This is a genomic window from Agromyces humi, assembly GCF_009720255.1.
GTDB lineage: Bacteria > Actinomycetota > Actinomycetes > Actinomycetales > Microbacteriaceae > Agromyces > Agromyces humi.
The window spans coordinates 1-25731 of sequence record NZ_WJSP02000019.1; the positions used below are offsets into that span (position 1 = coordinate 1).

Here is a 25731-nt window from a genome sequence, read left to right on the forward strand (position 1 = left end):
TGGCCGACCCCCTGGATCTACATCGCGACCCTGCTGCTCATCCCGGCGAGCATCCTCGTGCTCGCCCCGGTGTCGATGCCGGCCGGCATCGCGACCGGGCTCATCCTCTACCTCGCGACCGCGGGCGGCGGTGCCGATGGTCGGGAGGGACGCGGCATCCGACTCGGACTCGGCGACGACCACGGGGTCGGCCCAGACGACGAGCGGCGCGGGCTCCCAGGTCAGGGCGAGCGGCTCGTTCTCGGCCGGTACGACGACGGCGACGGACTCGCGCTCGTCGAGGAGGGTGCGAGTGAGTTCGGCGGCGATCTGGTGGGTCAGCATGGCGTGGAAGATGCGGTCGGTGTCGGCGTCGGTGCGACGCACGAGCGACCAGGCCCCGTTGGGACCGATGAACTCCGAGAGTCTGGCGTTCAGCAGTTCGAAGAGGTGCTCGCCCCGGAGGTCGGCTGCGGTCGCGCGCGGCGCAGGGGCGGCGGCGTGGGCGGCGGCCTGTGCGGCAAGCCTCGCTCTGCGCCAGCGGCGGAACATCGGTGGCCCCTCTCGGTGGGAACGGTCCGCACGGTTCGGGCCGGGCGGCGGGTCGTGTTTTCAGTCTCTGCCCGTGTGCCGCGGATCGCGGTTGACACGCCGCAGTCGCCGGTTTGCGAGACCGGTCGAGAGGGGGATCGGGTGAGCTCCGTCGACGATGCTACTCGGTCAGCTCGGCCCGCTTCGTCTCGTCGGCGACCGTGCCGATCGCGATGGCGAGGCTGGCCGCCCAGGAGATCCACATGAGGAGGAGGCGCCAGTCCCGCGGGCCCGACGCGGTGGCCTTGACCACGCCGATCGCGCCGAAGATCGAGCTGATCACTGCTCCGCTGAAGAGGTACTTGCGCATGTCGCAACGCTATCGGATCGGCCTCCGCCGGCGGAGGGGTTGCGCGAGACGGGTCCATGCCCATTCGCCCGCGGGTGCGGCCGGGCTTAGGTGCCGGGCGGCTCGTCGGGCGGCGGCAGCGCGCCCACTTCCTCGGCCACGCGCTCCTCGTGCGAGTGCACGAGCTTCAGGCCGACGACGCACGCGATGATGCCCGCGAGGAAGATCACCTTGAGCACGCTCGCCGACTCGCCCCCGAACGTGATCGCGTAGGTCACCGTGAGCGCGGCGCCCAGGCCCGTCCAGATCGCGTAGGCCGTGCCGAGCGGGATGCCGCGCATCGCGTAGGCGAGCCCGGCCATGCTCCCCGCCAGCGCGACGAAGAACACGACGGTCGGCAGCGGCTCGGAGAATCCTGCGGAGTAGCCGAGCGCAGTCGCCCACACCGCCTCGAGGACGGCGCTGATGATCAGGATCGTCCAGTACACGTCAGGCCTCCCCGACGAGCTTCAGGCCGATGACGCAGCCGATGATCCCGAGCAGCAGGAGGACCTTCACCAGGCCGGCCTTCTCGCCGCCGAAGATCATCGCGTAGGCGACGGTGAGCACCGCTCCGATTCCGACCCACACCGCGTACGCGGTGCCGACCGGGATCACCGTCATGGCGAAGGCGAGGCCGGCCATGCTGAGGGCCAGGGCCACGACGAAGAGCACCGTCGGCCACAGCCGGCGGAAGTTCTTCGAGGCGCCGAGCGCCGTCGCCCATACCGCCTCGAGCACGCCCGCCGCGATCAGGATCACCCACTCCATGCGCCCACCCCCAGGGCGTCACTGTAGCCCGCGGCGACACGCCGGAGAAGGACCGGCTGTTAGCCTGAACGGATCGCGAGGGAGGGACATCGCCACATGCACGCCCCTGAATCGGAGCGCGACGAGCTCTACGTCGACCACGTCTACGACATGATCGTGGTCTCGAATAGGCTCCCCGTCGACTACCGCGAGGGACCCGACGGCACGACCGTGTGGAACAGCTCGCCAGGCGGCCTGGTCACCGCACTCGAGCCCGTGATGCGGGCCGCCGACGGCGCGTGGATCGGGTGGGCCGGCGTCGCCGACCGCGAGTTCGCGCCATTCGAGCACGACGGCATCTCGATCATCCCCGTGCCGCTGACGGCCGACGAGCTCGAGGACTACTACGAGGGGTTCTCCAACGACACCCTGTGGCCGCTCTACCACGACGTCATCGCGCCGCCGTCGTTCCACCGCGAGTGGTGGGAGGCGTACGTGCGGGTCAACCGCCGCTTCGCGGAGGCGGCCGCGCGGGCGGCGTCCGACGGCGCGGTCGTGTGGGTGCAGGACTACCAGCTGCAGCTCGTGCCGCGGATGCTGCGCGAGAGCCGCCCCGACCTCGTGATCGGGTTCTTCAACCACATCCCGTTCCCCGCGTACGGCATCTACTCGCAGCTGCCCTGGCGGCGGCAGGTCATCGACGGGCTCCTCGGGGCCGACGTGATCGGGTTCCAGCGCGCGGCCGACGCCGGCAACTTCTCCCGCGCGGTGCGCCGCCTGTTCGGCTACTCGACGCACGGCACGATCATCGACGTTCCCGACGATCGCGGCGAGCCGCGCCGAGTCGTCGCCAGGCACTTCCCGATCTCCATCGACACGGCCGGATTCGAGGAGCTCGCGCACCGGCCCGACGTGCAGGAGCGCGCCCGCGAGATCCGCGAGAGCCTCGGCAACCCCGAGACGATCATGCTCGGCGTCGACCGCCTCGACTACACCAAGGGCATCCGCCATCGCATCAAGGCGTTCGGCGAACTGCTGCGCGACGAGCGGCTGCGCGTCGAGGACGTCACGCTCGTGCAGGTCGCGAGTCCGTCGCGCGAACGCGTCGAGACGTACCGCCAGCTGCGCGACGAGATCGAGCTCGCCGTCGGGCGGCTGAACGGCGACTACTCCACCCTCGAGCACCAGGCGATCGCCTACCTGCACCACGGCTATCCGCGCGAGGAGATGGTGGCGCTCTACCTCGCCGCGGACGTCATGCTCGTCACGGCACTGCGCGACGGCATGAACCTGGTCGCCAAGGAGTACGTGGCCTGCCGGTTCGACGACGACGGGGTGCTGCTGCTCAGTGAGTTCACCGGGGCATCCGATGAGCTCAGGCAGGCGGTGCTGGTGAACCCGCACGACATCGAGGGGCTGAAGGACGCCATCGTCGAGGCGATCCGGATGCCGAAGCGCGAACGCTCCCGTCGCATGCGGGCACTGCGCAAGCGGGTGCGCGACAACGACGTGGCGCATTGGTCGGCCAGCTTCCTCGAGACGCTCACCGGTGCGGGGATCATCAAGCCGGGCGTCTCCGACCCGCTGCAGGCGGCGATCAACCGGATGGCCGGCACCGAGCGCCTGCTCGTCGCGCTCGACTTCGACGGCACGCTCGCGCCGCTCGTCGACCGGCCCGAGGACGCCCGTGCCACCGACCGGGCGCGGGCGGCGATCGAGCGACTCGGGGCCGCAGACGACACCCGCGTCGCCATCGTCTCGGGCCGCGCCCTCGAGAGCCTCGGCCAGGTGGCCAGCCCGCCCGAGGGCACCCTGCTCAGCGGCTCGCACGGGGTGGAGCTCCAGCTCGACCCGGCGGGCGTCACGATCGACCTGCGCGAGTCTGAGACGGCGAAGCTCGAGCGGCTGGGGTCGATCGTCGAGGAGGTCGCATCGGGCGCCGACGGCGCCTGGATCGAGCACAAGCCGGCCGGCCTCGCGCTGCACACGCGGCGGCTCACGAGCACCGCCGGCACCGCGCTGCAGCACACGGCGCGCAACCGCGTGGAGGCGGAGCTGCTCGGCATCACCGTGCGCACCGGCAAGTCGGTGCTCGAGTTCGCGGTGCGCTCCAGCGACAAGGGGGAGTCGCTCACCCGGCTCCGCCAGCACGTCGGCGCGACGGCCGTCATGTACGTCGGCGACGACGTCACGGACGAGGATGCGTTCGCCACGCTCGACGCCGAGGACGTGGGCGTGAAGGTGGGCCAGGGCAAGTCCATCGCGACCTACCGCGTGCGCAGCCCTGAAGACGTCGCCGAGTTGCTCGAGCGCCTCGCCGATGCCCGTGACGCGGCGCGCGAGGCCCCTTCGCGCTGGCCATAGACTCGAAGGCATGTCGGAGTTCGATCCCAAGCCCCGTAGTCGCACCGTCACCGACGGCATCGAAGCCATGACCAGCCGCGGGATGCTCCGCGCCGTCGGCATGGGCGATGCGGACTGGGACAAGCCGCAGATCGGCATCGCGAGCTCGTGGAACGAGATCACGCCCTGCAACCTCTCCCTGGCTCGTCTCGCGCAGGCGGCGAAGGAGGGCGTGCACGGCGGCGGCGGGTACCCGCTGCAGTTCGGCACCGTCTCCGTCTCCGACGGCATCTCGATGGGCCACGAGGGCATGCACTTCTCCCTCGTCTCGCGCGAGGTCATCGCCGACTCGGTCGAGGTCGTCATGCAGGCCGAGCGTCTCGACGGATCGGTGCTCCTCGCGGGATGCGACAAGTCCATCCCGGGCATGCTCATGGCGGCCGCCCGGCTCGACCTGGCGTCCGTCTTCCTTTACGCGGGCTCGATCGCGCCCGGCTGGGTGCGCCTCTCCGACGGCACCGAGAAGGACATCACGATCATCGACTCGTTCGAGGCGGTCGGCGCCGTGCGGGCCGGCACGATGAGCGAGGCCGACGCGAAGCGCATCGAATGCGCGTTCGCGCCCGGCGAGGGCGCCTGCGGCGGCATGTACACCGCGAACACCATGGCCTCGGTCGCCGAGGCGCTCGGGCTTTCGCTGCCGGGCTCGGCGTCACCGGCATCCGCCGACCGCCGTCGCGACTACTACGCCCACCGCTCGGGCGAGGCCGTCGTCAACCTGCTGAAGCACGGCATCACGGCCCGCCAGATCCTCACCAAGCAGGCCTTCGAGAACGCCATCGCCGTCGGCATGGCCCTCGGCGGCTCCACGAACATCGTGCTGCACCTGCTCGCCATCGCCCGCGAGGCCGAGGTCGAGCTCACCCTCGACGACTTCAACCGCATCGGCTCGAAGGTGCCGCACATCGGCGACCTCAAGCCGTTCGGCAAGTACGTCATGAACGACGTCGACCGTCGGGGCGGCCTGCCGGTGCTCATGAAGGCGCTGCTCGACGCCGGGCTCATGCACGGCGACGCGCTCACCGTCACCGGCAAGACCCTCGCCGAGAACCTCGCCGAGATGGACATCCCGCCGCTCGACGGCGAGGTGCTGCGGACCCTCGACAACCCGATCCACGAGACCGGCGGGCTCACCATCCTGCACGGCTCGCTCGCCCCCGAGGGCGCCGTCGTGAAGACCGCCGGATTCGACGCCGCCACGTTCGAGGGCCCCGCGCGGGTGTTCGAGCGCGAGCGCGCCGCGATGGACGCGCTCACCGCCGGCGAGATCAAGCACGGCGACGTGGTCGTCATCCGCTACGAGGGCCCCAAGGGCGGTCCGGGCATGCGCGAGATGCTCGCGATCACCGCCGCCATCAAGGGCGCTGGGCTCGGAAAAGATGTACTACTCTTGACGGACGGTCGATTCTCAGGCGGCACAACCGGCCTCTGCATCGGCCATCTGGCACCCGAAGCGGTGGACGCAGGTCCTATCGCCTTCGTGCGCGATGGTGATCTGATACGGGTCGATATCGCAGCTCGTTCCATCGACCTACTGGTCGACGATGCCGAGCTGGCTGCCCGCCGTGAAGGCTGGGCTCCGCTTCCTCCGCGCTATACCCGTGGCGTCCTCGCGAAGTACTCCAAGCTCGTGCGTTCCGCCGCAGAAGGCGCCACGACGGGGTGAGTGCTGCGCTCCCCGCACACACCGTCCATCAGAACAGGAACCGAATGACCACGGAATCGACGCCCGTGCCTTCGCCCGCCCCAGTGCCGCCCGGCGCTCCCGTCGAGATGACGGGTGCCGAGGCGGTCGTCCGCTCGCTCGAGATGCTCGGCATCACCGACGTCTTCGGCCTGCCCGGCGGCGCGATCCTCCCCGTCTACGACCCGCTGCTCGACAGCCGCAAGCTGCGGCACATCCTCGTGCGCCACGAGCAGGGCGCCGGCCACGCGGCCGAGGGCTACGCCTCATCGTCCGGCAAGCTCGGCGTCGCCATCGCGACGTCGGGTCCGGGTGCCACGAACCTCGTCACGGCCATCGCCGACGCCCACATGGACTCGGTGCCGATCCTCGCGATCACCGGCCAGGTGTTCTCGAACCTCATGGGCACGGATGCCTTCCAGGAGGCCGACATCGTCGGCATCACCATGCCCATCACGAAGCACTCCTTCCTCGTGAAGGACCCGGCCGAGATCCCGGGCACGATCGCGGCGGCGTACCACATCGCCACGACCGGTCGCCCGGGCCCCGTGCTCGTCGACATCACCAAGGACGCGCAGCAGGCGAAGTTCCAGTTCCGCTGGCCGCCGAAGGTCGACCTCCCCGGCTACCGGCCCATCACGAAGGCGCACGGCAAGCAGGTCGCGGCCGCCGCGCAGCTGCTCGCCGAGGCGAAGCGCCCGGTGCTCTACGTGGGCGGCGGCATCATCCGCTCGCACGCGTCCGACGAGCTGCTCGCCCTCGCGGAGGCGACGAACGCACCGGTCGTGACCACGCTCATGGCTCGCGGCGCGTTCCCCGACTCGCACCAGCAGCACCTCGGCATGCCGGGCATGCACGGCACGGTCCCGGCCGTGATCGCGCTGCAGGAGGCCGACCTCCTGCTGGCCCTGGGTTCCCGGTTCGACGACCGCGTCACCGGCAAGGCCGCGCTGTTCGCGCCCAACGCCAAGGTCGTGCACGTCGACATCGACCCCGCCGAGATCTCGAAGATCCGCACGGCCGACGTGCCGATCGTGGGCGACCTGAAGGACGTGCTCGTCGACCTGCTCGCCGCCTACGGCGACGCGACGTCCGACGGGCAGCCCGACATCGACGAGTGGTGGGCCACGCTCGACGGACTCCGCTCCGAGTTCCCGCTCGGCTTCTCGAAGCCGTCCGACGGCCTGCTCGCGCCGCAGCACGTGATCCAGCGGATCGGCGAACTGACCGGGCCCGAGGGCGTCTACGCCGCCGGCGTCGGCCAGCACCAGATGTGGGCGGCGCAGTTCATCAAGTACGAGCGCCCCAACTCCTGGCTCAACTCCGGCGGTGCCGGCACCATGGGCTACGCGGTGCCGGCGGCCATGGGCGCCAAGGTCGCCCAGCCCGACCGTGTCGTGTGGGCGATCGACGGCGACGGCTGCTTCCAGATGACCAACCAGGAGCTCGCCACCTGCACCCTGAACGACATCCCGATCAAGGTCGCGATCATCAACAACTCCTCGCTCGGCATGGTGCGCCAGTGGCAGACGCTGTTCTACGACGGCCGCTACTCGAACACCGACCTGAACACCGGGCACGACACGGTGCGGGTGCCCGACTTCGTGGCGCTCGCCGAGGCCTACGGCGCGCTCGGCATCCGGGTCACGAAGGAGGAGGAGGTCGACGCCGCCATCAAGCTGGCGCTCGAGACCAACGACCGCCCGGTGGTGATCGACTTCGTCGTCTCGGCCGACGCGATGGTCTGGCCGATGGTGCCGCAGGGCGTGTCGAACAGCTACATCCAGTACGCCCGCGATCACTCGCCGGCCTTCAGCGAGGAGGACTGACCATGTCGACCCACGTGCTCTCCCTCCTCGTCGAGGACAAGCCCGGCCTGCTGACTCGCGTCGCCGGACTCTTCGCGCGGCGCGGCTTCAACATCGAGTCGCTCGCAGTGGGCCACTCCGAGATCGAGGGGCTCTCGCGCATCACCGTCGTGGTCGACGTCGAGGAGCTTCCCCTCGAGCAGGTGACGAAGCAGCTCAACAAGCTCATCAACGTCATCAAGATCGTCGAGCTCGACCCCAACCAGTCGGTGCAGCGCGAGCACCTGCTCATCAAGGTGCGCGTCGACAACGCCACCCGCTCGCAGGTGCTCGAAGCGGTCAACCTCTTCCGCGCCCGCGTCGTCGACGTGTCGACCGACGCCCTCGTCATCGAGGTCACCGGCGACTCCGGCAAGACCACCGCGTTCCTCCGGGTGCTCGAGCCCTACGGCATCAAGGAGATCGCCCAGTCGGGCCTCCTGGCGATCGGCCGTGGCGGCAAGTCCATCACCGAGCGCGTCTTCAAGAACTGATCACGGATGCCGCGGCACGCCGTCGCGGCATCCGTCACCTGAACCGAAACCAAGGAGAAAGACAGCACATGGCTGAGATCTACTACGACAAGGACGCCGACCTCTCGCTCATCCAGGGCAAGAAGGTCGCGGTCATCGGCTACGGCTCGCAGGGACACGCGCACGCGCAGAACCTCCGCGACTCGGGTGTCGAGGTCGTCATCGGCCTCAAGGAGGGCTCGAAGTCGAAGTCCAAGGCCGAGGAGGCCGGCTTCGAGGTGAAGAGCGTCGCCGACGCCGCGGCCGGTGCCGACGTCATCGTCATCCTCGCGCCCGACCAGTACCAGCGCCACATCTACGCCGAGTCCATCAAGGACAACCTCGCTGAGGGCAAGACCCTCGTGTTCGGCCACGGCTTCAACATCCGCTTCGGCTACATCGAGGCGCCCGAGGGCGTCGACGTCGTCATGGTCGCGCCGAAGGGCCCGGGCCACACCGTGCGCCGCGAGTACGAGGCCGGCCGCGGCGTGCCCGTCATCGTCGCCGTCGAGAAGGACGCCTCGGGCAACGCCTGGCCGCTCGTGCTCTCGTACGCCAAGGCGATCGGCGGCCTGCGCGCCGGCGGCATCAAGACCACCTTCACCGAGGAGACCGAGACCGACCTGTTCGGCGAGCAGGCGGTGCTCTGCGGCGGCGTCTCGCAGCTCGTGCAGTACGGCTTCGAGACGCTGACCGAGGCGGGCTACCAGCCGCAGGTCGCGTACTTCGAGGTGCTCCACGAGCTGAAGCTCATCGTCGACCTCATGTGGGAGGGCGGCATCGCCAAGCAGCGCTGGTCGGTCTCCGACACGGCCGAGTACGGCGACTACGTCTCGGGCCCGCGCGTCATCGACCCGCACGTCAAGGAGAACATGCAGGCCGTGCTCGCCGACATCCAGTCGGGCGCGTTCGCCGAGCGCTTCATCGCCGACCAGGACGCCGGTGCCCCCGAGTTCCTCGAGCTCCGCAAGAAGGGCGAGGCGCACCCGATCGAGGCGACCGGCCGCGAGCTGCGCAAGCTCTTCGCCTGGAACGCGTCGAACGACGACGACTACGTGGACGGCGAGGTCGCTCGCTGACCTCGCACACGGTCGAGTAGGCGCGCCGCAGCTCGCCCATCGGCATGGAACGGCCCGCCCCGGATGCCCGGGGCGGGCCGTTGCGCGTGGTCGGGGCGCCCGCGCGCCGTGCGCAGATGAGCAAATCCGTCCGGGCCTCTTGTCACGGGACGTCCGGCTGTGATCGCATCTCGTTCCATGACCCGACACATTCACCCTGATTCCGAGCCGACTCCTCGCTGGTGCTCGTGCGCCGCGCCCGACGATGCCGAGCCCGCCACCTCCGGCCTCAGCCGACGCAACGTCCTGGTCGGCATGTCGGCGGCGGGCGTGCTGGCGGCGGCCGGCTGGCCGGCGGCCGCCAACGCCGCCCCCGGAGTCGACGCGGTGACCATCACGATCATGGGGACGTCCGACCTGCACGCGAACGCGGTGAACTGGGACTACTACAAGGACGCCACGTACAGCGACAGTGCCGGCAACGCCATCGGCCTCGCCCGCGTGTCGAGCGCCGTGAACCACATCCGCTCCGTTCGCGGCCCCGAGCGCACCCTCCTGTTCGATGCCGGCGACACCATCCAGGGCTCGCCGCTGGGCTTCTACTACGCGCTGGTCGACCCGGTGACCGAATCGGGCGCCGTGCACCCCATCGCGGCGCAGATGAACGCGATCGGCTACGACGCGGTCGCGCTCGGCAACCACGAGTTCAATTACGGCCTCGCCTTCCTCGACTACTGGATCTCGCAGATGGACGCCCCGGTGCTCGCAGCGAACGCCGTGCACGCCGGCACGAAGGTCCCCGCCTACACGCCGTATACGATCAAGTCGATGAAGCTGAAGGGGCGCCCTCCGATCCGCGTCGGCGTGCTCGGCCTCACGAACCCCGGCGTCGTGATCTGGGACAAGGCGAACGTGAGCGGCAAGATCGAGGTGCAGGACCTCGTCGAGGCCGCGGCCCGGTGGGTGCCCGTGATGCGCCAGGCCGGCGCCGACGTCGTCGTCGTCAGTGCGCACTCAGGCGACAGCGGCCGCTCGTCGTACACCGGTGACATCCCGGTTGAGAACGCGGCGGCGCTGGTGGCGGAGCAGGTTCCCGGCATCGACGCGATCCTCTTCGGGCACGCGCACGTCGACGTGCCGCAGCGCATCGTGACGAACCTCGAGACCGGTAAGCCGGTCGTCATGAGCGAGCCGAAGAACTGGGGTCAGCGGCTCAGCGTCTTCGACCTGACCGTCGAGTTCTCGAAGGGCAAGTGGCGCGTCACGAGCGGATCGTCGACCACCGTGAACACGAACACCGTCGTCGACGATCCCGCCCTCGTCGGACTCATCCAGGCCCAGCACCAGGCGGTCGTCACCTACGTCAACACCCCGGTCGCCGTCTCGACGGAGGCGCTGTCGGCGGCCGAGGCGTGCTGGAAGGACACGGCGATCCTGGACTACGTCAACGAGGTGCAGACGGCCACCGTCGCAGCGGCGGTGGCGGGCACGCCCGAGGCTGCGCTGCCGATCGTGTCGATCGCGGCGCCGTTCAACCGTGCGGCCACGTTCCCGGCGGGCCAGGTGACCATCAAGGACGTCGCGGGCCTGTACATCTACGACAACACCCTGTTGGCATCCATCCTCACCGGGGCGCAGATCAAGGACTACCTCGAGTACTCGGCGAAGTACTTCGTGCAGGTCGCACCCGACGCGCCGGTGACGCCGGCCGCCTGGACCAACGCCGGGAACACCCCCGACTACAACTACGACCAGTTCTCGGGCGTCGACTACGGCGTCGACATCTCGCAGCCCCTCGGCTCGCGCATCACGGGGCTGTCCTTCGGCGGCTCGCCGGTCGCGCCCGACCAGCAGTTCCTCGTGGCCGTCAACAACTACCGCCAGTCTGGCGGCGGCGGGTTCCCGCACATCGCGACGGCACCGGTCGTGTACAACGCCCAGGTCGCGATCCGCGAGGCGATCGTCTCGTATGCCACCGAAGCCGGCGTGATCGACCCGGCCGACTTCCACGTCGAGAACTGGCGGCTCGTGAGGAACGGCACGCCCGTGTTCTGACCCGTCGTACACGATGGCGGCCCGTCCCGATCGGGGCGGGCCGCCATGGTGTCGGGGGTCGAACCACAGCGGTGCCCGGGTCGGTAGTGTGACGGGGTGCCACGATTCCTCCCTGTCGAGATCGCCGTCCAGGATGCCGCGGGCGCGCGCATCGCGCTCGAGGCGGGCGCGACCCGGGTGGAGCTCTGCCAGGCGCTCGGCCTGGGCGGATTGACGCCGTCGGCGGGATTGGTCGAGGCGATTGTCGAGGTCGCCGCGGCGGCATCCGTCACGTCCTTCGTGCACGTGCTCATCCGCCCGCGCGGCGGCGGGTTCGTCTATGACGCCGACGAGCTCGACCTCATCGGGCGCGACATCCGCATGGCCCGGTCGCTCGGCGCCGACGGCGTCGTCCTCGGTGCATTGACGGATGCCGGTGCGCTCGACCTGGACGCGATCGCGGCGTTCATCGACGCCGCCGAAGGGCTCGACGTCACCGTGCACCGCGCCGTCGATGCCGCTGCGGATCCGCTGGCCGCCGTCGCGGCACTGCCCGGCACGGGCGTGCGACGGGTGCTCACCTCGGGCGGCGCGGCCGACTGCCGTGCCGGGCACGCCGTCATCGCGCAGATGGTCGCCGAGGTCGGCGGCGCGCTCGAGGTCATGGCCGGCGGCGGCGTGCGCATCGAGGACATCTCGGCGTTGGCGGCGGTCGGCGTCGACGCGGTGCACCTCTCGGCGCGGACGCATGCGACGCATGGGGGAGCGAGTGGTCCCGGCGGCGGTGAGGTCGGGTTCGACACGACGGATGCCGCACTCGTGCGCGCCGCGGTCGAACACTCGCGTCGGTCGTCGCCGCGACCGTGATCCGCATCGGTTGCGGCCGCGGTCTCGGAGGTGTTCAACCCGTCGCCTCGGTGCCCGGTTCGGCCGTCGCGAATCCGCACGTCGAACGGTAGGGGCCGAGGTCACCGAGGTAGGCGAGCCACTCGTCCTGCGTGAGGTCCCGGCCCGCCATCGCACACGCGGCCGCCGCGTGCGATGACGGCCGGAGATCCCATACTGCGATACCGGTCGGCACGTTCACGGCGAGCTCGCCCCCATCGGCGCGCAGCACTCCGGAGTACTTCGACCCTCCGGGATCGTTCCACTCGCCCAGTACCGGGATCGGGTCGCCCAGTTGTACGCCGCCCGTCAGGTCGTAGACGGACACCGTGTCATTCAAGGCGTAGGTGCTGAGGATGCGGCCGTCGCGACTGACGTTCACGGTATCGAGGCCGCCGGAGCCGCCCGGAAGCGCGCCGATCCGCTCGAACGTATCGGCGTCGTAGCGGACGATGGATTCGTTGTCGATCACGCCTGCGACCTCACCGCGCGCCGTGAGCGCGGTCACGCCCACTCCCACGAGCCCGACCTGGATCCGCTCGCCGGTCTCCGCATCGAACAGGATCGAATCCGGCGTGTACTCCATGTTCCAGCTGGTCACGAGCACGCGGCTGCCATCGGCACTCGTCGAGACGTAGACCGGATCGCCGCCGTCGGTCTGCATGGTCGGTTCGATGCGACGGCCGGTCGCAGGGTCGACGGTCCAGATCTCGCCGCCGGGCCGACCGACGTACATCCGATTCCCCTCGGCGTTCATCCAGACACCCAATGCGTCATCGGGAAGCGGGTCTCCCGCAAACGATTCAGCGGTGCGGATGTCGAGGAAGCCCGTTCGGTGCGGTCCGACGCCGCCGAAGTCGCCGACCAGGGTCGTCTCGCCCGCCCAGGCGACGCCGTACGAGGGAGCGGGAACGCGGCGGGTCAGCTTCCCCGTGCGCGTGTCGAGCAGCGCGAACTCGCGGTAGTCCTCCCACGACTCCACCCCATCGGTGCGGCGGGCGACGACGAGGCTCGAACCCGTCGGTGAATACCGGTCACGAATCAACCACCCGGGGGCGAGGACCCGCGTGACGGCACCGGCCCCGTCGAGGCCCCATCGTGTGATCGCGGCGGTGCCGCGACCCACGGCGACGAGTTCCCGACCGTCGTCGACCACGGACATGTTCCCGACCAGCCCGAGCTGAGGGTGGAAGGTGCGCTCGGTCGGCGCGCCGGTCTCGAGGCTCCGCTCCTCGATGGTGCCGAAGTGGTCGCCGCAGTACACGGTGCCGAGTTCGACGGACGCGGTCACCCAGGGGCACGGTTCCATCCTCGCCGTCGCGAACTCCTGGGACCACTCCACCTCCGCTGCGGCGAGGTCGACCGCCGAGATCCGTCGGTCGCCGGTCGTGACGATTCGCGTGTCCGAGAGCACGGCCATCGAGACGTTCGTCGACTCCGGGGGCATCGACACCACGGCCACGACGGCGGCGGACCTCGGGTCGATCACGAGCAGTGGCCCTTCGAAGGTGCCGTACAGCAGGCGCCCGTCGGGCGTGAAGCGAACCACGCCGGCCCGATCGCTGTTCCACTGCGGTTCGTGGGTCGACGTGCCGGACACGGTGCGAGTGTGGCCGGTGTTCGCATCGACGAGGTGCACGGCCCCGACCCGGTCGATCGCCGCGATCGTGTCGCCCTCGTCATTCATGGTGATGGAGCTGATGGCGTAGTCCACCACCATCGGCGCGAGCACGAGGTCCCCGCTCTCGATGTCGGCGACCAGGAGTCGGATCTCGATCGGTTCGCCGTCGTCATCGAAGGTTCCTTCGGCGTATGCGACCCGCTCCCCGTTGCCGCTCACGGCAGGGCCGCGCCGCGAGTCGATCTGGTTGGAGGTCGTGGGCATCTCGAGACGGCGTACGCGTTCGCCGGACTCGATGTCGTAGGTCGCCACGTCGGCGTCGGAGGTGATGACGACGGCGTTCCGCGTTCCCGGAACGAGCACGCCCGCCATGTCCTCGATCTCGTCGAGATAGGTGGTCGAGAGGAGGCCATGCGACTGGGTCATCACCCCCATGAGTGCGGAGTGCGTACGGGGGTCGTCGGGCCACCTCCGGTACGCCTCGGCCGCGAGCAGGGAAGCGACGTCCCGCTCCGTCCCGCGAAGGGACCGCGCCGTGCTCGTCAGCGCCTCGATCTGCGCCGTCGCCCGCTGGTGCGCCGTCTCGTTCGAGCCGGCCGCGACGAAGCCGCCGGCGGTCACGGCGACGGCGAACAGTGCGACGGCGGCGGCGAGCGAGACGCGCAGGCGACGGTTCTGCGTGCGGTCGCGCTTCGCACGGCGCTCGATCTCCTCGACGGCCGCACGCTCCTGCGACGCGGAGGCCTCGAGGAACGCGACCTCCGACTCGGTGAGCTCCGGCCCCGCGGCATCCCGCCACGCGAGGAGGGCCGCCAGGCGCGCTCCGCGGTACAGGTCCTCAGCGGGGCGACCATCCGCCTCCCAGGTGGTCGCGGCACTCGCCAGCGCGCCCATGGCCCTGAGACCCTCCGCATCGTCCTCCAGCCAGCCTCGGAGACGCGGCCACGCCGTCGCGAGCGACTCGTGGGCGACGATGAGCGAATCCTCCTCGGCGCTCACCAGGCGGGCTCGGGCGAGGCTCGTGAGCACACGATCATGGGTCGCGTCCTGTCGCATCGGGCTGATCGGGATGCGCCGGCGCATCGGCGACCCGTCCGCGCTGATCTCGACGAGCCTGAGGAACGTCGCGCGGCACGTCGCTCGCGCTTCGGGATCGAGCGACAGGTAGAGCTGGTCGGCGGACTTTGCGATCGCGCCCGAGATGCCCCCGGAATCCTCGTATCCGGCGACGGTCAGTGTGGCGCCTTCACGGCGCAGCCACGTCTCCACCAGGGCGTGCGAGACGTGGGGGAGCACACCCGGCGCGCCCGCGGCATCCCGCAGGATGAGCTCCACGAGTCCCGGCTCGAGGCGGAGGCCGGCCAGGCGGGCGGGCTCCTCGATGGCACGCCGGAGCCCGTCGGGGCCGAGGGGACCGACGAGGTGCACACCTGCCGCGAACAGCGGTCCGATGCTCGGCTCGGCAGCGCACGAGCTGAGGAAATCGGCGCGCACGGCGACGATCACTCGCCGGCCGCCCGAGACGGCCGCTGCGATCAGCGCTGAGAACTCCGCCACCTGCGCATCCGGGAGACCGGAATGGAAGAGTTCCTCGAACTGGTCGATGACGACCACGTCGGTGTGGCCACCACCGGACAGCGCGTCGTGGAGTCGCGTGATCGGCGCCGCCCCCGAGCCGAGCACCACGACGGTGTCGCCTCGAGCCCGGAGTGCCGGCACGAGCCCCGCGAGCACCAGCGACGACTTGCCGCATCCGGATGCGCCGGACACGGCGAGGAAGGGCGACCCGGCGAGCCGTTCCAGCGCGGCGGCGATGTCGGCGTCGCGGCCGAAGAACTCGTCGGCATCGTCCGTGCCGAACGGCTGCAGGCCGCGATAGGGGCACTCCGCGCCCAGGGCCGTGTGCTCCGGTGGCGCGTCGAGCGAGGCGTCCTGATGCAGGATCGCGGACTCGAGCGCGACGAGTTCGGGGCCGGGCTCGATGCCGAGTTCGTCGGCGAGCCGCTCTCGCGCGCGCCGCAGCGTGGCGAGGGCGTCGGCCTGTCGGCCGCTTCGGTAGAGCGCCGTCACGAGGATCGCCCAGCGCCGTTCCCGAAGCGGATCCGCCCTGACCAGCCGTTCTGCATCCGGAACGACGGCCCGATGCTCGCCGCACTCGAGCCGCGCGACCGCCAGGTCCTCCTCGGCGGACTTCCTGATCTCCCCGAGCCGCTCCGCCTCGGCGACTGCAGGGGGCCAATCGCCGAGATCCGAGTACGGCACGCCGCTCCAGAGCGAGTCCGCTCGCTCGAGCACGTCGACGGCACGTGCGGGGTCGTCGTTCGCGCGGTGGAGCCGGGCACTCTCGATGAGCCGCTCGTACCGCACCGCGTCGATGGCGTCGGCATCGACCCGGAGCCGGTAGCCGCCGCGCGTCGTGGCGATCGACGTCGAACCCAGCGCACGGCGGATGTGCACGACGAAGGCCTGCACCTGCTTGGGCCAGGTCGTCGGCGGGTCGTCCCTCCACACCGCGTCGGCCAGTTCAGGCGGTGTGACGACGTTGCCGGCACGGAGGACGAGGGCGGCGAGCAGGGAACGCTCTTTCGGGCTGAGTTGCCCACCATCGATCGTGAGGTCTCCGAGCACTCGGATCTCCACACCTGCAGTGTGGGATTCCGCCGTGACCGCTGTCAACGAAGAAAGGACGCATCCATACCGCTTCCATACCGGTCGAGCCCTCGCACCATACCGGCGCGAGCGAACCTGCGGTCATGAACACCACGCAGAACACCCGACGCGTCATCGCCGCCGCGCTCCTCGCGGGCTCGGCCGGTCTCGCCCTCTCGTCGTGCGGAGGGCAGCCGCACCTCACGGAACCCCAGTCGAAGCCCGTGTCCGATGCGCAGGTCGCGCAGGAGCGAGCCGAATACCGCGACGTCGCCGAGCGCCGCGACGGTCTCGGCGGACCCGTGGTCGGCCACGCCTACCGAGACCAGGCCGAACGCCGCGCCGGCTTGGGCGGGCCGACGGCGGCCGGTGATGCCTACCCCGATCTGGCCGAGCGCCGGTTGCGGCTGACCGGTCACTGACGTCGGCCTGAATCGACGATGAGTGCGTCGTCCCGCTCGCTAGTCTGGTCGTATGAGCCCCGATGCCGACGACGACGCACTGCGCTGGGAGGGCGACGACGATCCCACGCTCGCGCCCGGCTGGAAGCGGGTCGGCGAGCCGGCGCGGCTCGAGACGACGACGGATGCCGCGGGCGGCGCGGCATCCTCGCCGGCCGTCGCGACGGCTGATGCGGATGCCCCACGGCAGGCCGGTTCCGTCGAGCTGGTGGTGCTCGGGCTGCTCGGCGGGGTCTACCTGCTGTACGCCATCGGGTGGTTGATCTGGGCCTCGACGCCGGCAGTGGAACTCGGCGATCCGGTCGCGCAGTTCATGTACGGACTCGGCCGATGGTTCGCCGTGCTCGCGCCGGTGCTCTGGTTCGCCGCCGTGCTGTGGCTCGCCGCCGAACACCGCCGCGCCCGCCTGCTCTGGCTCGTGGCCGGTGCAGTCCTGCTCGTGCCCGTCCCGTTCCTGCTGCGAGGGTGAGATGACCGACGCATCCCTTCCCGCCGACGCCTCCTCTCCGGCGGATGCCGCCGTCGAGGCCGACGAGACCGCGACGGTCCGTCGGTCGACGCCGCGCTGGCTCGCGATGACGATCGCCGTCGTCTTCGGCGTGCTCTACGCCTACGACGTCTGGGAGGCGGTGGGCAATCTCGTCGGACTGAACCTCCAGGCGGGTGCCCTCGGCGTGCCGCTCAGCGCGCTGGGGATCACGCTCCTCATCGCCGCCCTCATCGTGCCGTTCCTCGTGTTCGGCGTCGCGTTCTGGCTGGGCCGCCGTCGTGCCCCGCTCGCACAGGTGCTGCTCTTCCTGGCCGGGTACGCCCTCGTGCAGGCGCTCGCGTTCGACGCGGCCGTGTTCTTCGGCCTGGGCGGCTTCGACCTGTCCTGACGACGGGGCCGCCACGGCCGCCGGCCCGAGGGTGTGACGGTGACGACGTCACAGAACGAGTGCGGCATGCACGCTCCAGTAGAGTGGCCGGGTAGCGCCCCCACGGCGTGTGGCGCATCCCACCGCACATCAGAGCGCCGTGCGCGCGCTTCGCACCCGAAGGAATCGTTCGTGTCAAAGCCGGTCGTGCTGATCGCAGAAGAACTGTCGCCCGCCACCGTCGACGCCCTCGGGCCCGACTTCGAGATCCGCAACGTCGACGGCACCGACCGCTCGGCACTGCTCGCCGCCCTGCCCGAGGCGAACGCCATCCTGGTGCGGTCGGCGACGAAGGTCGACGCCGAGGCGATCGCGGCCGCGACCAAGCTGCAGGTGATCGCCCGCGCGGGGGTCGGCCTCGACAACGTCGACATCAAGGCGGCCACTGCGGCCGGCGTCATGGTCGTGAACGCGCCCACCTCGAACATCATCTCGGCGGCAGAGCTCACGGTCGGCCACATCCTGAGCCTGGCCCGGCACATCCCGGCTGCGCACTCGGCGCTCGCGCAGGGGGAGTGGAAGCGGTCGCAGTACACGGGCACCGAGCTCTACGAGAAGACGATCGGCATCATCGGCCTCGGCCGCATCGGCGCCCTCATCGCGGCCCGACTGCAGGCGTTCGGCACCGAGGTCATCGCGTACGACCCGTACATCACCGCCGCTCGCGCCCAGCAGCTCGGCGTGCAGACGGTGAGCCTCGACGAGCTCCTCGAGCGCAGCGACTTCATCACCATCCACATGCCGAAGACGCCCGAGACCACGGGCATGATCTCGACCGAGCAGCTCGCGAAGATGAAGCCGACGGCGTTCGTCGTGAACGTCGCGCGCGGCGGGCTCATCGACGAGGACGCGCTCTACGAGGCGCTGGCCGCGCGGCGGATCGCGGGCGCCGGCCTCGACGTGTTCGTCACCGAGCCGCCGCGCGAGTCGCCGCTGCTCTCGCTGCCGAACGTCATCGTGACGCCGCACCTCGGCGCGTCGACCGACGAGGCGCAGGAGAAGGCCGGGGTCTCGGTCGCGAAGTCGGTGCGGCTGGCCCTCGCGGGTGAACTCGTGCCCGACGCCGTGAACGTCGCCGGCGGCGTCATCGACCCCTACGTGCGTCCCGGCATCCCGCTCGTCGAGAAGCTCGGCCAGCTCTTCGCGGGTCTCGCGGATGCCCCGATCACGAGCCTCGACGTCGAGGTGCACGGCGAGCTGGTCGACTACGACGTCAGCGTCCTCAAGCTCGCGGCCCTGAAGGGCGTGTTCACGAACGTGGTGAGCGAGACCGTGTCCTACGTGAACGCGCCGCTCCTCGCCGAGCAGCGCGGCATCGACGTGCGCCTCATCACCGACGCCGACTCGCCCGAGTACCGCAACGTGATCACGCTCGCGGGCGCGCTCGCTGACGGTCGCCAGCTCGCGGTCTCGGGCACGCTGACCGGCACCAAGCAGATCGAGAAGCTCGTGGGCATCAACGGCTACGAGATCGAGGTCCCGATCGCGACCACGCACATCGTGATGCAGTACACCGATCGCCCGGGCATCGTGGCCGTCTACGGCCGGGAGTTCGGCGACGCCGGCATCAACATCGCGGGCATGCAGATCGCGCGCCGCGAGGCGGGCGGCCAGGCGCTCAGCGTGCTGACGGTCGACTCGCCCGTGCCGACCGACGTGCTCGACCGGGTGCGCGAGGCGATCGACGCCGACGTGCTCGTCGAGATCGACATCACCGAGGAGTAGCGGGCGCCCGCTCAGGCCCGGGGCGACCCGTCGGCGAGCCGTTCGAGCAGGGCGACGAGGTCGTCCATCTCGTGTTCGGGCGGCGCGTCGAGGCCGGTCTCGGCGTCGTCGCCGTGCAGCGCGGAGTCGTAGTACAGGCCGTCGCCGATGAGCGTGATGGCGAGTGCGACGGTGGGGTCGGCCACGTGTGCACGCACCGCCCCGAGCCACCGCTGGCGCACCGAGCGGATCATGCGAACGGCCGACGGATGCCCCGCCTGCGCGAGTCGCGCGGCGGCGACCCCTGCCCGCTCGAAGGCCGTGTCGCTCGCGACCGACGAGCGCACGAAGTAGGCGACGGGACCCTCGGGTGCTGACGCCATGACCTCGAGGTCCGCGTCGACCAGCGCCGAGAAGCGCGCGAGGACGCCGTCGATCAGCGCCTCGCGCGTCGGGAAGTGGTAGAGCAGCCCGCCCTTCGACACCCCGGCGCCGCGCGCGGCGGCGTCCAGGGTGGCGGCACGATCGCCGCCCTCGACGAGGAGGCGCTCGAAGGCGTCGAGCACGGCGTCGCGCGCGGCTGGGGGACGGCTCATGTGCTCGATCGTAGCGAGCGGCATCCGTCCATGACCTGATACTATACCGGCTGGACGGTAAAGTAATGGAACCCGAGATGACGAACACGACCCAGCCCGAGACCCAGCCCCACGAGCTCGCGACGCGCAGCACCGCGCCGATCGATCCCGGCCGTGCCTCGGCGGCGCCCCGTCGCACCCCGCGCGCGCCGCGCCGCGCCTGGGTGGCGCTCGCCGTGCTCATGCTGCCCGTGCTGCTCGTCTCGATCGACAACACCGTGCTGAGCTTCGCGCTGCCCGCGATCTCGCGCGATCTCGCGCCGACGGCCGCCCAGCAGCTCTGGATCATCGACGCCTATCCGCTCGTGCTCGCCGGCCTCCTCGTGGGCATGGGCAGCGGCGGCGACCGCTTCGGTCGCCGCCGCATGCTCCTGATCGGCTCCACCGGCTTCGCCGTGGTCTCCATCGTGGCGGCATTCGCTCCCACGGCGGAGGCCCTCATCGCCGCCCGCGCGGCCCTCGGGTTCTTCGGCGCGATGCTCATGCCGTCGACCCTGTCACTCCTGCGCGCCGTCTTCACGGATCGCGAGCAGCGTCGCCTCGCCATTGCGATCTGGGCGTCGGGCTTCGCCGCGGGAAGCGCCCTGGGGCCGCTCGTCGGCGGGCTCCTCCTCGAGCACTTCGCCTGGGGATCCGTCTTCCTGCTCGCCGTGCCCGTGCTGGTGCCGCTGCTCGTGCTCGTGCCGCTGCTCATCCCCGAGAGCCGCGACCCGGCGCCCGGACGCATCGACCTCGTGAGCACGGTGCTGTCACTGGCTGCGATGGGCCCGATCGTCTACGGCATCAAGTCGCTCGCCACCGAGGGCGTCGACGGCTTCGGCGTGCAGGCGATCGCGTTCGGCGCGTTCTGCGCGGTGTGGTTCGTGCGACGCCAGCTGCGCAGCGACTCGCCCATGCTCGACGTGCGCCTGTTCCGGCAGGGCTCGTTCGGCGGCGCGGTGCTCGTCAACCTGTTCAGCGTGATCGCGCTCGTCGGATTCCTCTACTTCGTGTCGCAGCACCTGCAGCTCATCGCGGGGCTCACGCCGGTGGCTGCCGGCCTCGCCCTGCTGCCGGGCCTCGTCGCGATGATCATCGCCGGGCTCGTCGTGGTGCCGATCGCCCGTCGGGTGCGCCCCCGCGTGCTCGTGCCGGTGGCCCTCGGCCTGTCCGCCGCGGGGTACCTCCTCATCGCAGTCACCACGAGTGCCGAGTCGATCGCCCCGATCGTGATCGCGTTCGTGCTGCTCGGCGTCGGCATCGGCGCGGCCGAGACGGTCTCGAACGAGCTCATCCTCTCGAGCGCGCCGCCCGCGAAGGCCGGTGCCGCCTCGGCCGTGTCCGAGACCGCCTACGAGCTGGGCGCCGTCCTCGGCACGGCGGTGCTCGGCAGCATCCTCGCGGCGCAGTTCCGGTCGGGGATCGTGCTTCCGTCGGTGCTCACCGAGGGGCAGGCGGATGCCGCGCGCGAGACGCTCGCCGGGGCGGTCACGGTGTCCGAGCAGCTGCCCGGCCCGATCGGTGCCCAGCTCGCGGCATCCGCGGCCCACGCGTTCGACGGCGGTGTCGTGGTGACGTCGCTCATCGGCGTGGGCCTCATGCTCGCCGCCGCCGTCGTCGCCGCGATCGCGCTGCGGAACCCGGCGCCGGCTCCGACCGAATAGGAACCCGGCCCTGCGCGTCCCGGCCCGCCGCCCGGATGGCGCGGGCCCGCATGACGAACGGCCGCCGCCCTCGTCGGGGCAGCGGCCGTTCGGAGCGTCGGACTCAGAGGACGGTCGGGTCCTCGGGCGTCGAATGCTCGTTGCGCACGACCCGGTCGCCCGTGGCGGGGTCGACGCTCGTGTGCGAGGTCGTCACCGAACGGCGACGACGCGCGAGGAGCACGATGCCGATGATGATGATGATCGCGCCGGCGATCATGAGGATGTAGCCGACCAGCTGGAGGTTGATCCAGTCGACGGTGAGGTTGAGCGCGAAGGCGAGAATGGCGCCGATCACGAAGAGCACGATTCCGAGACCGAGACTCATGGGGTCCTGCTTTCTCTCCGGCGGCTCCAGGTGCCGCGGTTCGATGAGGCGGATACCTCGTCCTGAGGCCGAGTGTATCGAGCGGCTCCCTGCCCGGACACTACGCTGGGAGGGCTGGCGCACGAAGGAGAATCCATGGTAAGCACGGTCAGGCTCGCGGTCATCCCGGGCGACGGAATCGGCCCGGAGGTCGTCGACGAGGCGCTCAAGGCCCTCGACGCGGCCACCGCGGGCACCGAGGTCGCCTTCGAGCAGACGCCCTTCTCGCTGGGCGCGGGGCGATACCTCGAGACGGGCGACGTGCTGACCGACGACGACCTGGCGGCCATCAAGGGCCACGACGCGATCCTGCTCGGCGCCGTGGGCGGCGTGCCGGGCGACCCGCGGCTCGCCGGCGCCAACATCGAGCGCGGGCTGCTGCTCAAGCTGCGCTTCGAGCTCGACCATTACGTGAACCTCCGGCCGTCCGTGCTGCACGCCGGCGTGACGAGCCCGCTCGCGAACCCCGGCGAGGTCGACTTCGTCGTCGTGCGCGAGGGCACCGAGGGTCCCTACGTCGGAAACGGCGGCGCCATCCGCGTCGGCACCCCGGCCGAGGTGGCCAACGAGGTGTCGGTGAACACCGCCTACGGCGTCGAGCGCGTCGTGCGCTACGCCTTCGACGCGGCATCCGCGCGCCCGCGCAAGAAGCTCACGCTCGTGCACAAGACCAACGTGCTCGTCTTCGCCGGGTCGCTCTGGAAGCGCACGGTCGACGCCGTCGCCGCCGAGTATCCCGGAATCGCGGTCGACTACCTGCACGTCGACGCCGCGACCATCTTCCTCGTGACGGATCCTGCTAGATTCGATGTCATCGTCACGGACAACCTCTTCGGCGACATCCTCACCGACCTGGCCGGCGCGATCAGCGGCGGCATCGGACTGGCGGCCTCGGGCAACATCAACCCCGACGGCCGGTTCCCGAGCATGTTCGAGCCGGTCCACGGATCCGCACCCGACATCGCCGGGAAGGGCATCGCCGACCCCACCGCCGCGATCCTCTCCGTGGCCCTGCTCCTCGACCACCTGGGTCACGGGGAGCAGGCCGCGAAGGTGCAGCGGGCGGTCGCCGCCGACATCGCCCAACGCGGCGACGCGACCCGGTCGACCTCCGAGGTCGGCGACGCGATCGTCGCCCGTATCGACGCAGACGAGTAACCAGCGCACCCGAAGGACGAAGACATGACCATCAACCTCCCGCTCCAGGCCCCCTCCGCAGCAGGACTCACCTGGAACGTCACCCGCAACGACGCGGCGAAGACCGACGTCGAGCGCGAGGCGATCCTCGCCGACCCCGGCTTCGGCAACCACTTCACCGACCACATGGTCGACCTGTGCTGGTCGGAGAAGGGCGGATGGCACCGACCGCGCGTCTCGCCGTACGGCCCGATCCAGCTCGAGCCGTCGGCCGCGGTCCTGCACTACGCGCAGGAGATCTTCGAGGGGCTGAAGGCGTACCGCCACGCCGACGCGTCGGTCTGGACCTTCCGTCCCTACGAGAACGCGGCGCGCATGCAGCGCTCGGCCGCCCGCCTCGCCCTGCCCGAGCTCCCGAGCGAGTACTTCATCGACTCGCTGCGCCAGCTCGTCGCGGTCGACGGCGACTGGGTACCGACGGCTCCCGAGACGAGCCTGTACCTGCGCCCCTTCATGTTCGCGAAGGAGGCGTTCCTGGGGGTGCGCCCCGCGAAGAAGGTCGCGTACTACCTCATCGCGAGCCCGGCCGGCGCGTACTTCCACGGGGGCGTGCAGCCCGTGTCGATCTGGCTGTCGACGAAGTACGCGCGTGCCGGCAAGGGCGGCACGGGCGCGGCCAAGACGGGCGGCAACTACGCGTCGAGCCTGCTGCCGCAGGCCGAGGCGGCCGAGCACGGATGCCAGCAGGTGCTGTTCCTCGACGAGGGCACGTACCTCGAGGAACTCGGCGGCATGAACGTGGTGCTCGTCTACCGCGACGGCACCCTCGTGACGCCCGAGTCGGACTCGATCCTCGAGGGCATCACGCGCGACTCGGTGCTCCAGCTCGCCAAGGACCGCGGCCACACCGTCGAGAGCCGCAAGGTCACCATCGACGAGTGGCGCGAGGGCGCGGCATCCGGCGACATCGTGGGCGCGTTCGCCTGCGGCACCGCCGCGGTGATCACGCCCATCGGCCGGCTGCTCGCCGAGGACTTCGAGATCGTGCACTCGGGTTCCGCCGCATCCGAGCTGGCGCTCTCGTTGCGCGAGGAGCTCACCGGCATCCAGTACGGCCGCGTCGAGGACCGCCACGGCTGGCTGACCCGCCTCGACGCCTGATGGCGGGCGCGGCCATCCGGCCGTTCCGCCGTGAGGACACCGAGCCGGTGGTCGCGCTCTGGCGCGCCGCCGGCCTGGTGGTCCCGTGGAACGACCCCTATCGCGACATCGAGCGCAAGCTCACCGTGCAGCCCGAGCTGTTCCTCGTCGCCGAGGACGACGCGGGGGCGGTGGCGGGCGCGGCCATGGTCGGCTACGACGGCCACCGCGGGTGGGTGAACTACCTCGCGGTCGACGCGTCGCGTCGAGGCGAGGGCCTCGGCGCGGCGATCATGGCCGAGGCCGAGCGCCTCCTCGTCGAGCGGGGCTGCCCGAAGCTCAACCTGCAGGTGCGGTCGACGAACCAGGGCGTCATCGACTGGTACCGGTCGCTCGGCTACGAGCCCGACCACGCGGTGAGCCTCGGCAAGCGACTCATCCCCGACGCCTCCGCCCAATAGGCTGGCAGCATGAAGATCGCGCGCTTCTCCCACGGCGAGACCATCGCCTTCGGCATCCTCGACGAGGAGGAAGACGAGCTCGTCGTGCTGAAGGCCGACCCGATGTTCGCGGGGTACGAGCCCACCGGGGAGCGCGTGCCGCTCGGCGAGGCGAAGCTCCTCGCGCCGGTCATCCCGCGGTCGAAGGTGGTGGCGGTGGGCAAGAACTACCGGGAGCACGCCGAGGAGATGGGTGGCGAGGCCCCGACCGAGCCCCTCCTGTTCCTCAAGCCCAACACGTCGGTCATCGGGCCGGGCGACGCCATCGTGCTGCCGCCGCAGAGCGAGCAGGTCGAGCACGAGGGCGAGGTCGCCGTGGTCATCGGCCGCATCGCGAGGAACGTCGCCGAGGCGGACGCCGAAGGCGTGATCTTCGGGTACACGATCGCGAACGACGTGACCGCCCGTGACCTGCAGCGCCGCGACGGCCAATGGGCGCGCGCGAAGGGCTTCGACACGTTCTGTCCGCTCGGGCCGGTGATCGACACCGAGCTCGACCTCGCATCGGGCACCATCGAGGTGAGCGTCGACGGCGAGCGACGGCAGCACGGGCGGCTTGCCGACATGGTGCACTCGATCCCCGCGATCATCGCCTACGCCTCGAGCGTGTTCACGCTGCTCCCGGGCGACGTCATCCTCACCGGCACGCCGGCGGGCGTCGGCCCGATCGTCGACGGCGACACGGTCGACGTCACCGTCTCGGGGCTGGGCACGCTGTCGAACCCCGTTCGGGCCGCCGCGCGCTGACCGCCCGCCTCAGCGGCCCAGCGCCGTCGCGGCGAGCTCGACGTCCTCGAGGTCGTTCCACAGGTGGAACGCCACCCGCGCCCTGCCCTGCGCCAGCCCG

Annotated in this window: 23 protein-coding genes; 16 read left to right on the forward strand and 7 right to left on the reverse strand. The window is 70.6% G+C overall.

The window, feature by feature from the left end; translation table 11 throughout:
• The 4 genes from GH736_RS03700 to GH736_RS03715 all read right to left on the reverse strand — a co-directional run.
• On the reverse strand, positions 1-531 hold a 531-nt coding region (locus tag GH736_RS03700), incomplete at its 3' end, for a hypothetical protein (protein WP_159600401.1).
• 160 nt (positions 532-691) lie between these two features.
• Positions 692-880 carry a hypothetical protein gene (locus tag GH736_RS03705; protein WP_159600403.1) on the reverse strand — a complete coding sequence of 63 codons (189 nt, stop codon included), beginning with the start codon at positions 878-880 and terminating at the stop codon, positions 692-694.
• Between the two features lie 86 nt (positions 881-966).
• A complete protein-coding gene (locus GH736_RS03710) occupies positions 967-1347 on the reverse strand; it encodes a DMT family transporter (RefSeq protein WP_159600405.1) in 381 nt (126 codons plus the stop codon).
• A 1-nt stretch (position 1348) separates the two neighbouring features.
• Positions 1349-1669, reverse strand: a complete 321-nt coding sequence (locus GH736_RS03715) for a DMT family transporter (RefSeq protein WP_159600407.1) — start codon at positions 1667-1669, stop codon at positions 1349-1351.
• A gap of 96 nt (positions 1670-1765) precedes the next feature.
• Here GH736_RS03715 and GH736_RS03720 point away from each other — a divergent pair, with 96 nt between their 5' ends.
• The 7 genes from GH736_RS03720 to GH736_RS03750 all read left to right on the forward strand — a co-directional run bounded on the left by GH736_RS03720 (position 1766) and on the right by GH736_RS03750 (position 12053).
• Positions 1766-4012, forward strand: coding sequence for a bifunctional alpha,alpha-trehalose-phosphate synthase (UDP-forming)/trehalose-phosphatase (locus GH736_RS03720; RefSeq protein WP_159600409.1), 2247 nt, complete (start codon positions 1766-1768; stop codon positions 4010-4012).
• Between the two features lie 10 nt (positions 4013-4022).
• Entirely contained in the window at positions 4023-5717 is a 1695-nt protein-coding gene (gene ilvD / locus GH736_RS03725) for a dihydroxy-acid dehydratase (RefSeq protein WP_159600411.1), read from the forward strand.
• Between the two features lie 44 nt (positions 5718-5761).
• The gene (locus GH736_RS03730; RefSeq protein WP_159600413.1) at positions 5762-7564 is read left to right on the forward strand and encodes an acetolactate synthase large subunit; all 1803 of its coding nucleotides are present in this window, start codon (positions 5762-5764) and stop codon (positions 7562-7564) included.
• Between the two features lie 2 nt (positions 7565-7566).
• On the forward strand, positions 7567-8076 hold the full coding sequence (gene ilvN, locus GH736_RS03735) for an acetolactate synthase small subunit (protein WP_159600415.1): 510 nt from the start codon (positions 7567-7569) through the stop codon (positions 8074-8076).
• Between the two features lie 38 nt (positions 8077-8114).
• On the forward strand, positions 8115-9173 hold the full coding sequence (gene ilvC, locus GH736_RS03740) for a ketol-acid reductoisomerase (RefSeq protein ID WP_268891231.1): 1059 nt from the start codon (positions 8115-8117) through the stop codon (positions 9171-9173).
• A 177-nt stretch (positions 9174-9350) separates the two neighbouring features.
• Complete coding sequence (locus tag GH736_RS03745) at positions 9351-11207, forward strand: 5'-nucleotidase C-terminal domain-containing protein (RefSeq protein WP_159600417.1); 1857 nt, start codon at positions 9351-9353, stop codon at positions 11205-11207.
• A gap of 96 nt (positions 11208-11303) precedes the next feature.
• The gene (locus GH736_RS03750) at positions 11304-12053 is read left to right on the forward strand and encodes a copper homeostasis protein CutC (RefSeq protein WP_159600419.1); all 750 of its coding nucleotides are present in this window, start codon (positions 11304-11306) and stop codon (positions 12051-12053) included.
• Between the two features lie 34 nt (positions 12054-12087).
• Here GH736_RS03750 and GH736_RS03755 read toward each other — a convergent pair whose 3' ends face one another.
• On the reverse strand, positions 12088-16332 hold the full coding sequence (locus tag GH736_RS03755) for an nSTAND1 domain-containing NTPase (protein ID WP_159600421.1): 4245 nt from the start codon (positions 16330-16332) through the stop codon (positions 12088-12090).
• Positions 16333-16445: 113 nt separating this feature from the next.
• Between GH736_RS03755 and GH736_RS03760 the strand changes: the two genes are divergently transcribed.
• From GH736_RS03760 to serA, 4 genes are all read left to right on the forward strand, one after another.
• Positions 16446-16763 carry a hypothetical protein gene (locus tag GH736_RS03760; protein WP_159600423.1) on the forward strand — a complete coding sequence of 106 codons (318 nt, stop codon included), beginning with the start codon at positions 16446-16448 and terminating at the stop codon, positions 16761-16763.
• Positions 16764-16815: 52 nt separating this feature from the next.
• On the forward strand, positions 16816-17271 hold the full coding sequence (locus tag GH736_RS03765; protein ID WP_159600425.1) for a DNA polymerase III subunit gamma/tau: 456 nt from the start codon (positions 16816-16818) through the stop codon (positions 17269-17271).
• A gap of 1 nt (position 17272) precedes the next feature.
• Positions 17273-17680 (forward strand): bacitracin resistance protein, encoded by a 408-nt coding sequence (locus GH736_RS03770; protein ID WP_159600427.1) that lies wholly within the window; start codon positions 17273-17275, stop codon positions 17678-17680.
• Between the two features lie 171 nt (positions 17681-17851).
• Complete coding sequence (serA, locus tag GH736_RS03775; RefSeq protein ID WP_159600429.1) at positions 17852-19444, forward strand: phosphoglycerate dehydrogenase; 1593 nt, start codon at positions 17852-17854, stop codon at positions 19442-19444.
• A gap of 11 nt (positions 19445-19455) precedes the next feature.
• Here serA and GH736_RS25495 read toward each other — a convergent pair whose 3' ends face one another.
• Complete coding sequence (locus GH736_RS25495; RefSeq protein WP_159600431.1) at positions 19456-20019, reverse strand: TetR/AcrR family transcriptional regulator; 564 nt, start codon at positions 20017-20019, stop codon at positions 19456-19458.
• 77 nt (positions 20020-20096) lie between these two features.
• On the opposite strand from GH736_RS25495, the gene GH736_RS03785 reads away from it, so the two are divergent.
• The gene (locus GH736_RS03785) at positions 20097-21701 is read left to right on the forward strand and encodes an MFS transporter (RefSeq protein ID WP_159600433.1); all 1605 of its coding nucleotides are present in this window, start codon (positions 20097-20099) and stop codon (positions 21699-21701) included.
• A gap of 103 nt (positions 21702-21804) precedes the next feature.
• Here the strand turns inward: GH736_RS03785 and GH736_RS03790 are convergent, their stop codons facing one another.
• A complete protein-coding gene (locus GH736_RS03790; protein ID WP_159600435.1) occupies positions 21805-22068 on the reverse strand; it encodes a DUF6458 family protein in 264 nt (87 codons plus the stop codon).
• 135 nt (positions 22069-22203) lie between these two features.
• Here GH736_RS03790 and GH736_RS03795 point away from each other — a divergent pair, with 135 nt between their 5' ends.
• The 4 genes from GH736_RS03795 to GH736_RS03810 are packed head-to-tail and all read left to right on the forward strand — an operon-like array spanning position 22204 to position 25631.
• Positions 22204-23265, forward strand: a complete 1062-nt coding sequence (locus tag GH736_RS03795) for a 3-isopropylmalate dehydrogenase (protein ID WP_159600437.1) — start codon at positions 22204-22206, stop codon at positions 23263-23265.
• Between the two features lie 24 nt (positions 23266-23289).
• Entirely contained in the window at positions 23290-24405 is a 1116-nt protein-coding gene (locus GH736_RS03800; RefSeq protein WP_159600439.1) for a branched-chain amino acid aminotransferase, read from the forward strand.
• Entirely contained in the window at positions 24405-24845 is a 441-nt protein-coding gene (locus tag GH736_RS03805; protein ID WP_159600441.1) for a GNAT family acetyltransferase, read from the forward strand. The genes GH736_RS03800 and GH736_RS03805 overlap by 1 nt, the downstream gene beginning before the upstream one ends.
• 9 nt (positions 24846-24854) lie before the next feature.
• On the forward strand, positions 24855-25631 hold the full coding sequence (locus tag GH736_RS03810; RefSeq protein ID WP_159600443.1) for a fumarylacetoacetate hydrolase family protein: 777 nt from the start codon (positions 24855-24857) through the stop codon (positions 25629-25631).
• The last annotated feature ends 100 nt before the right edge of the window (positions 25632-25731 follow it).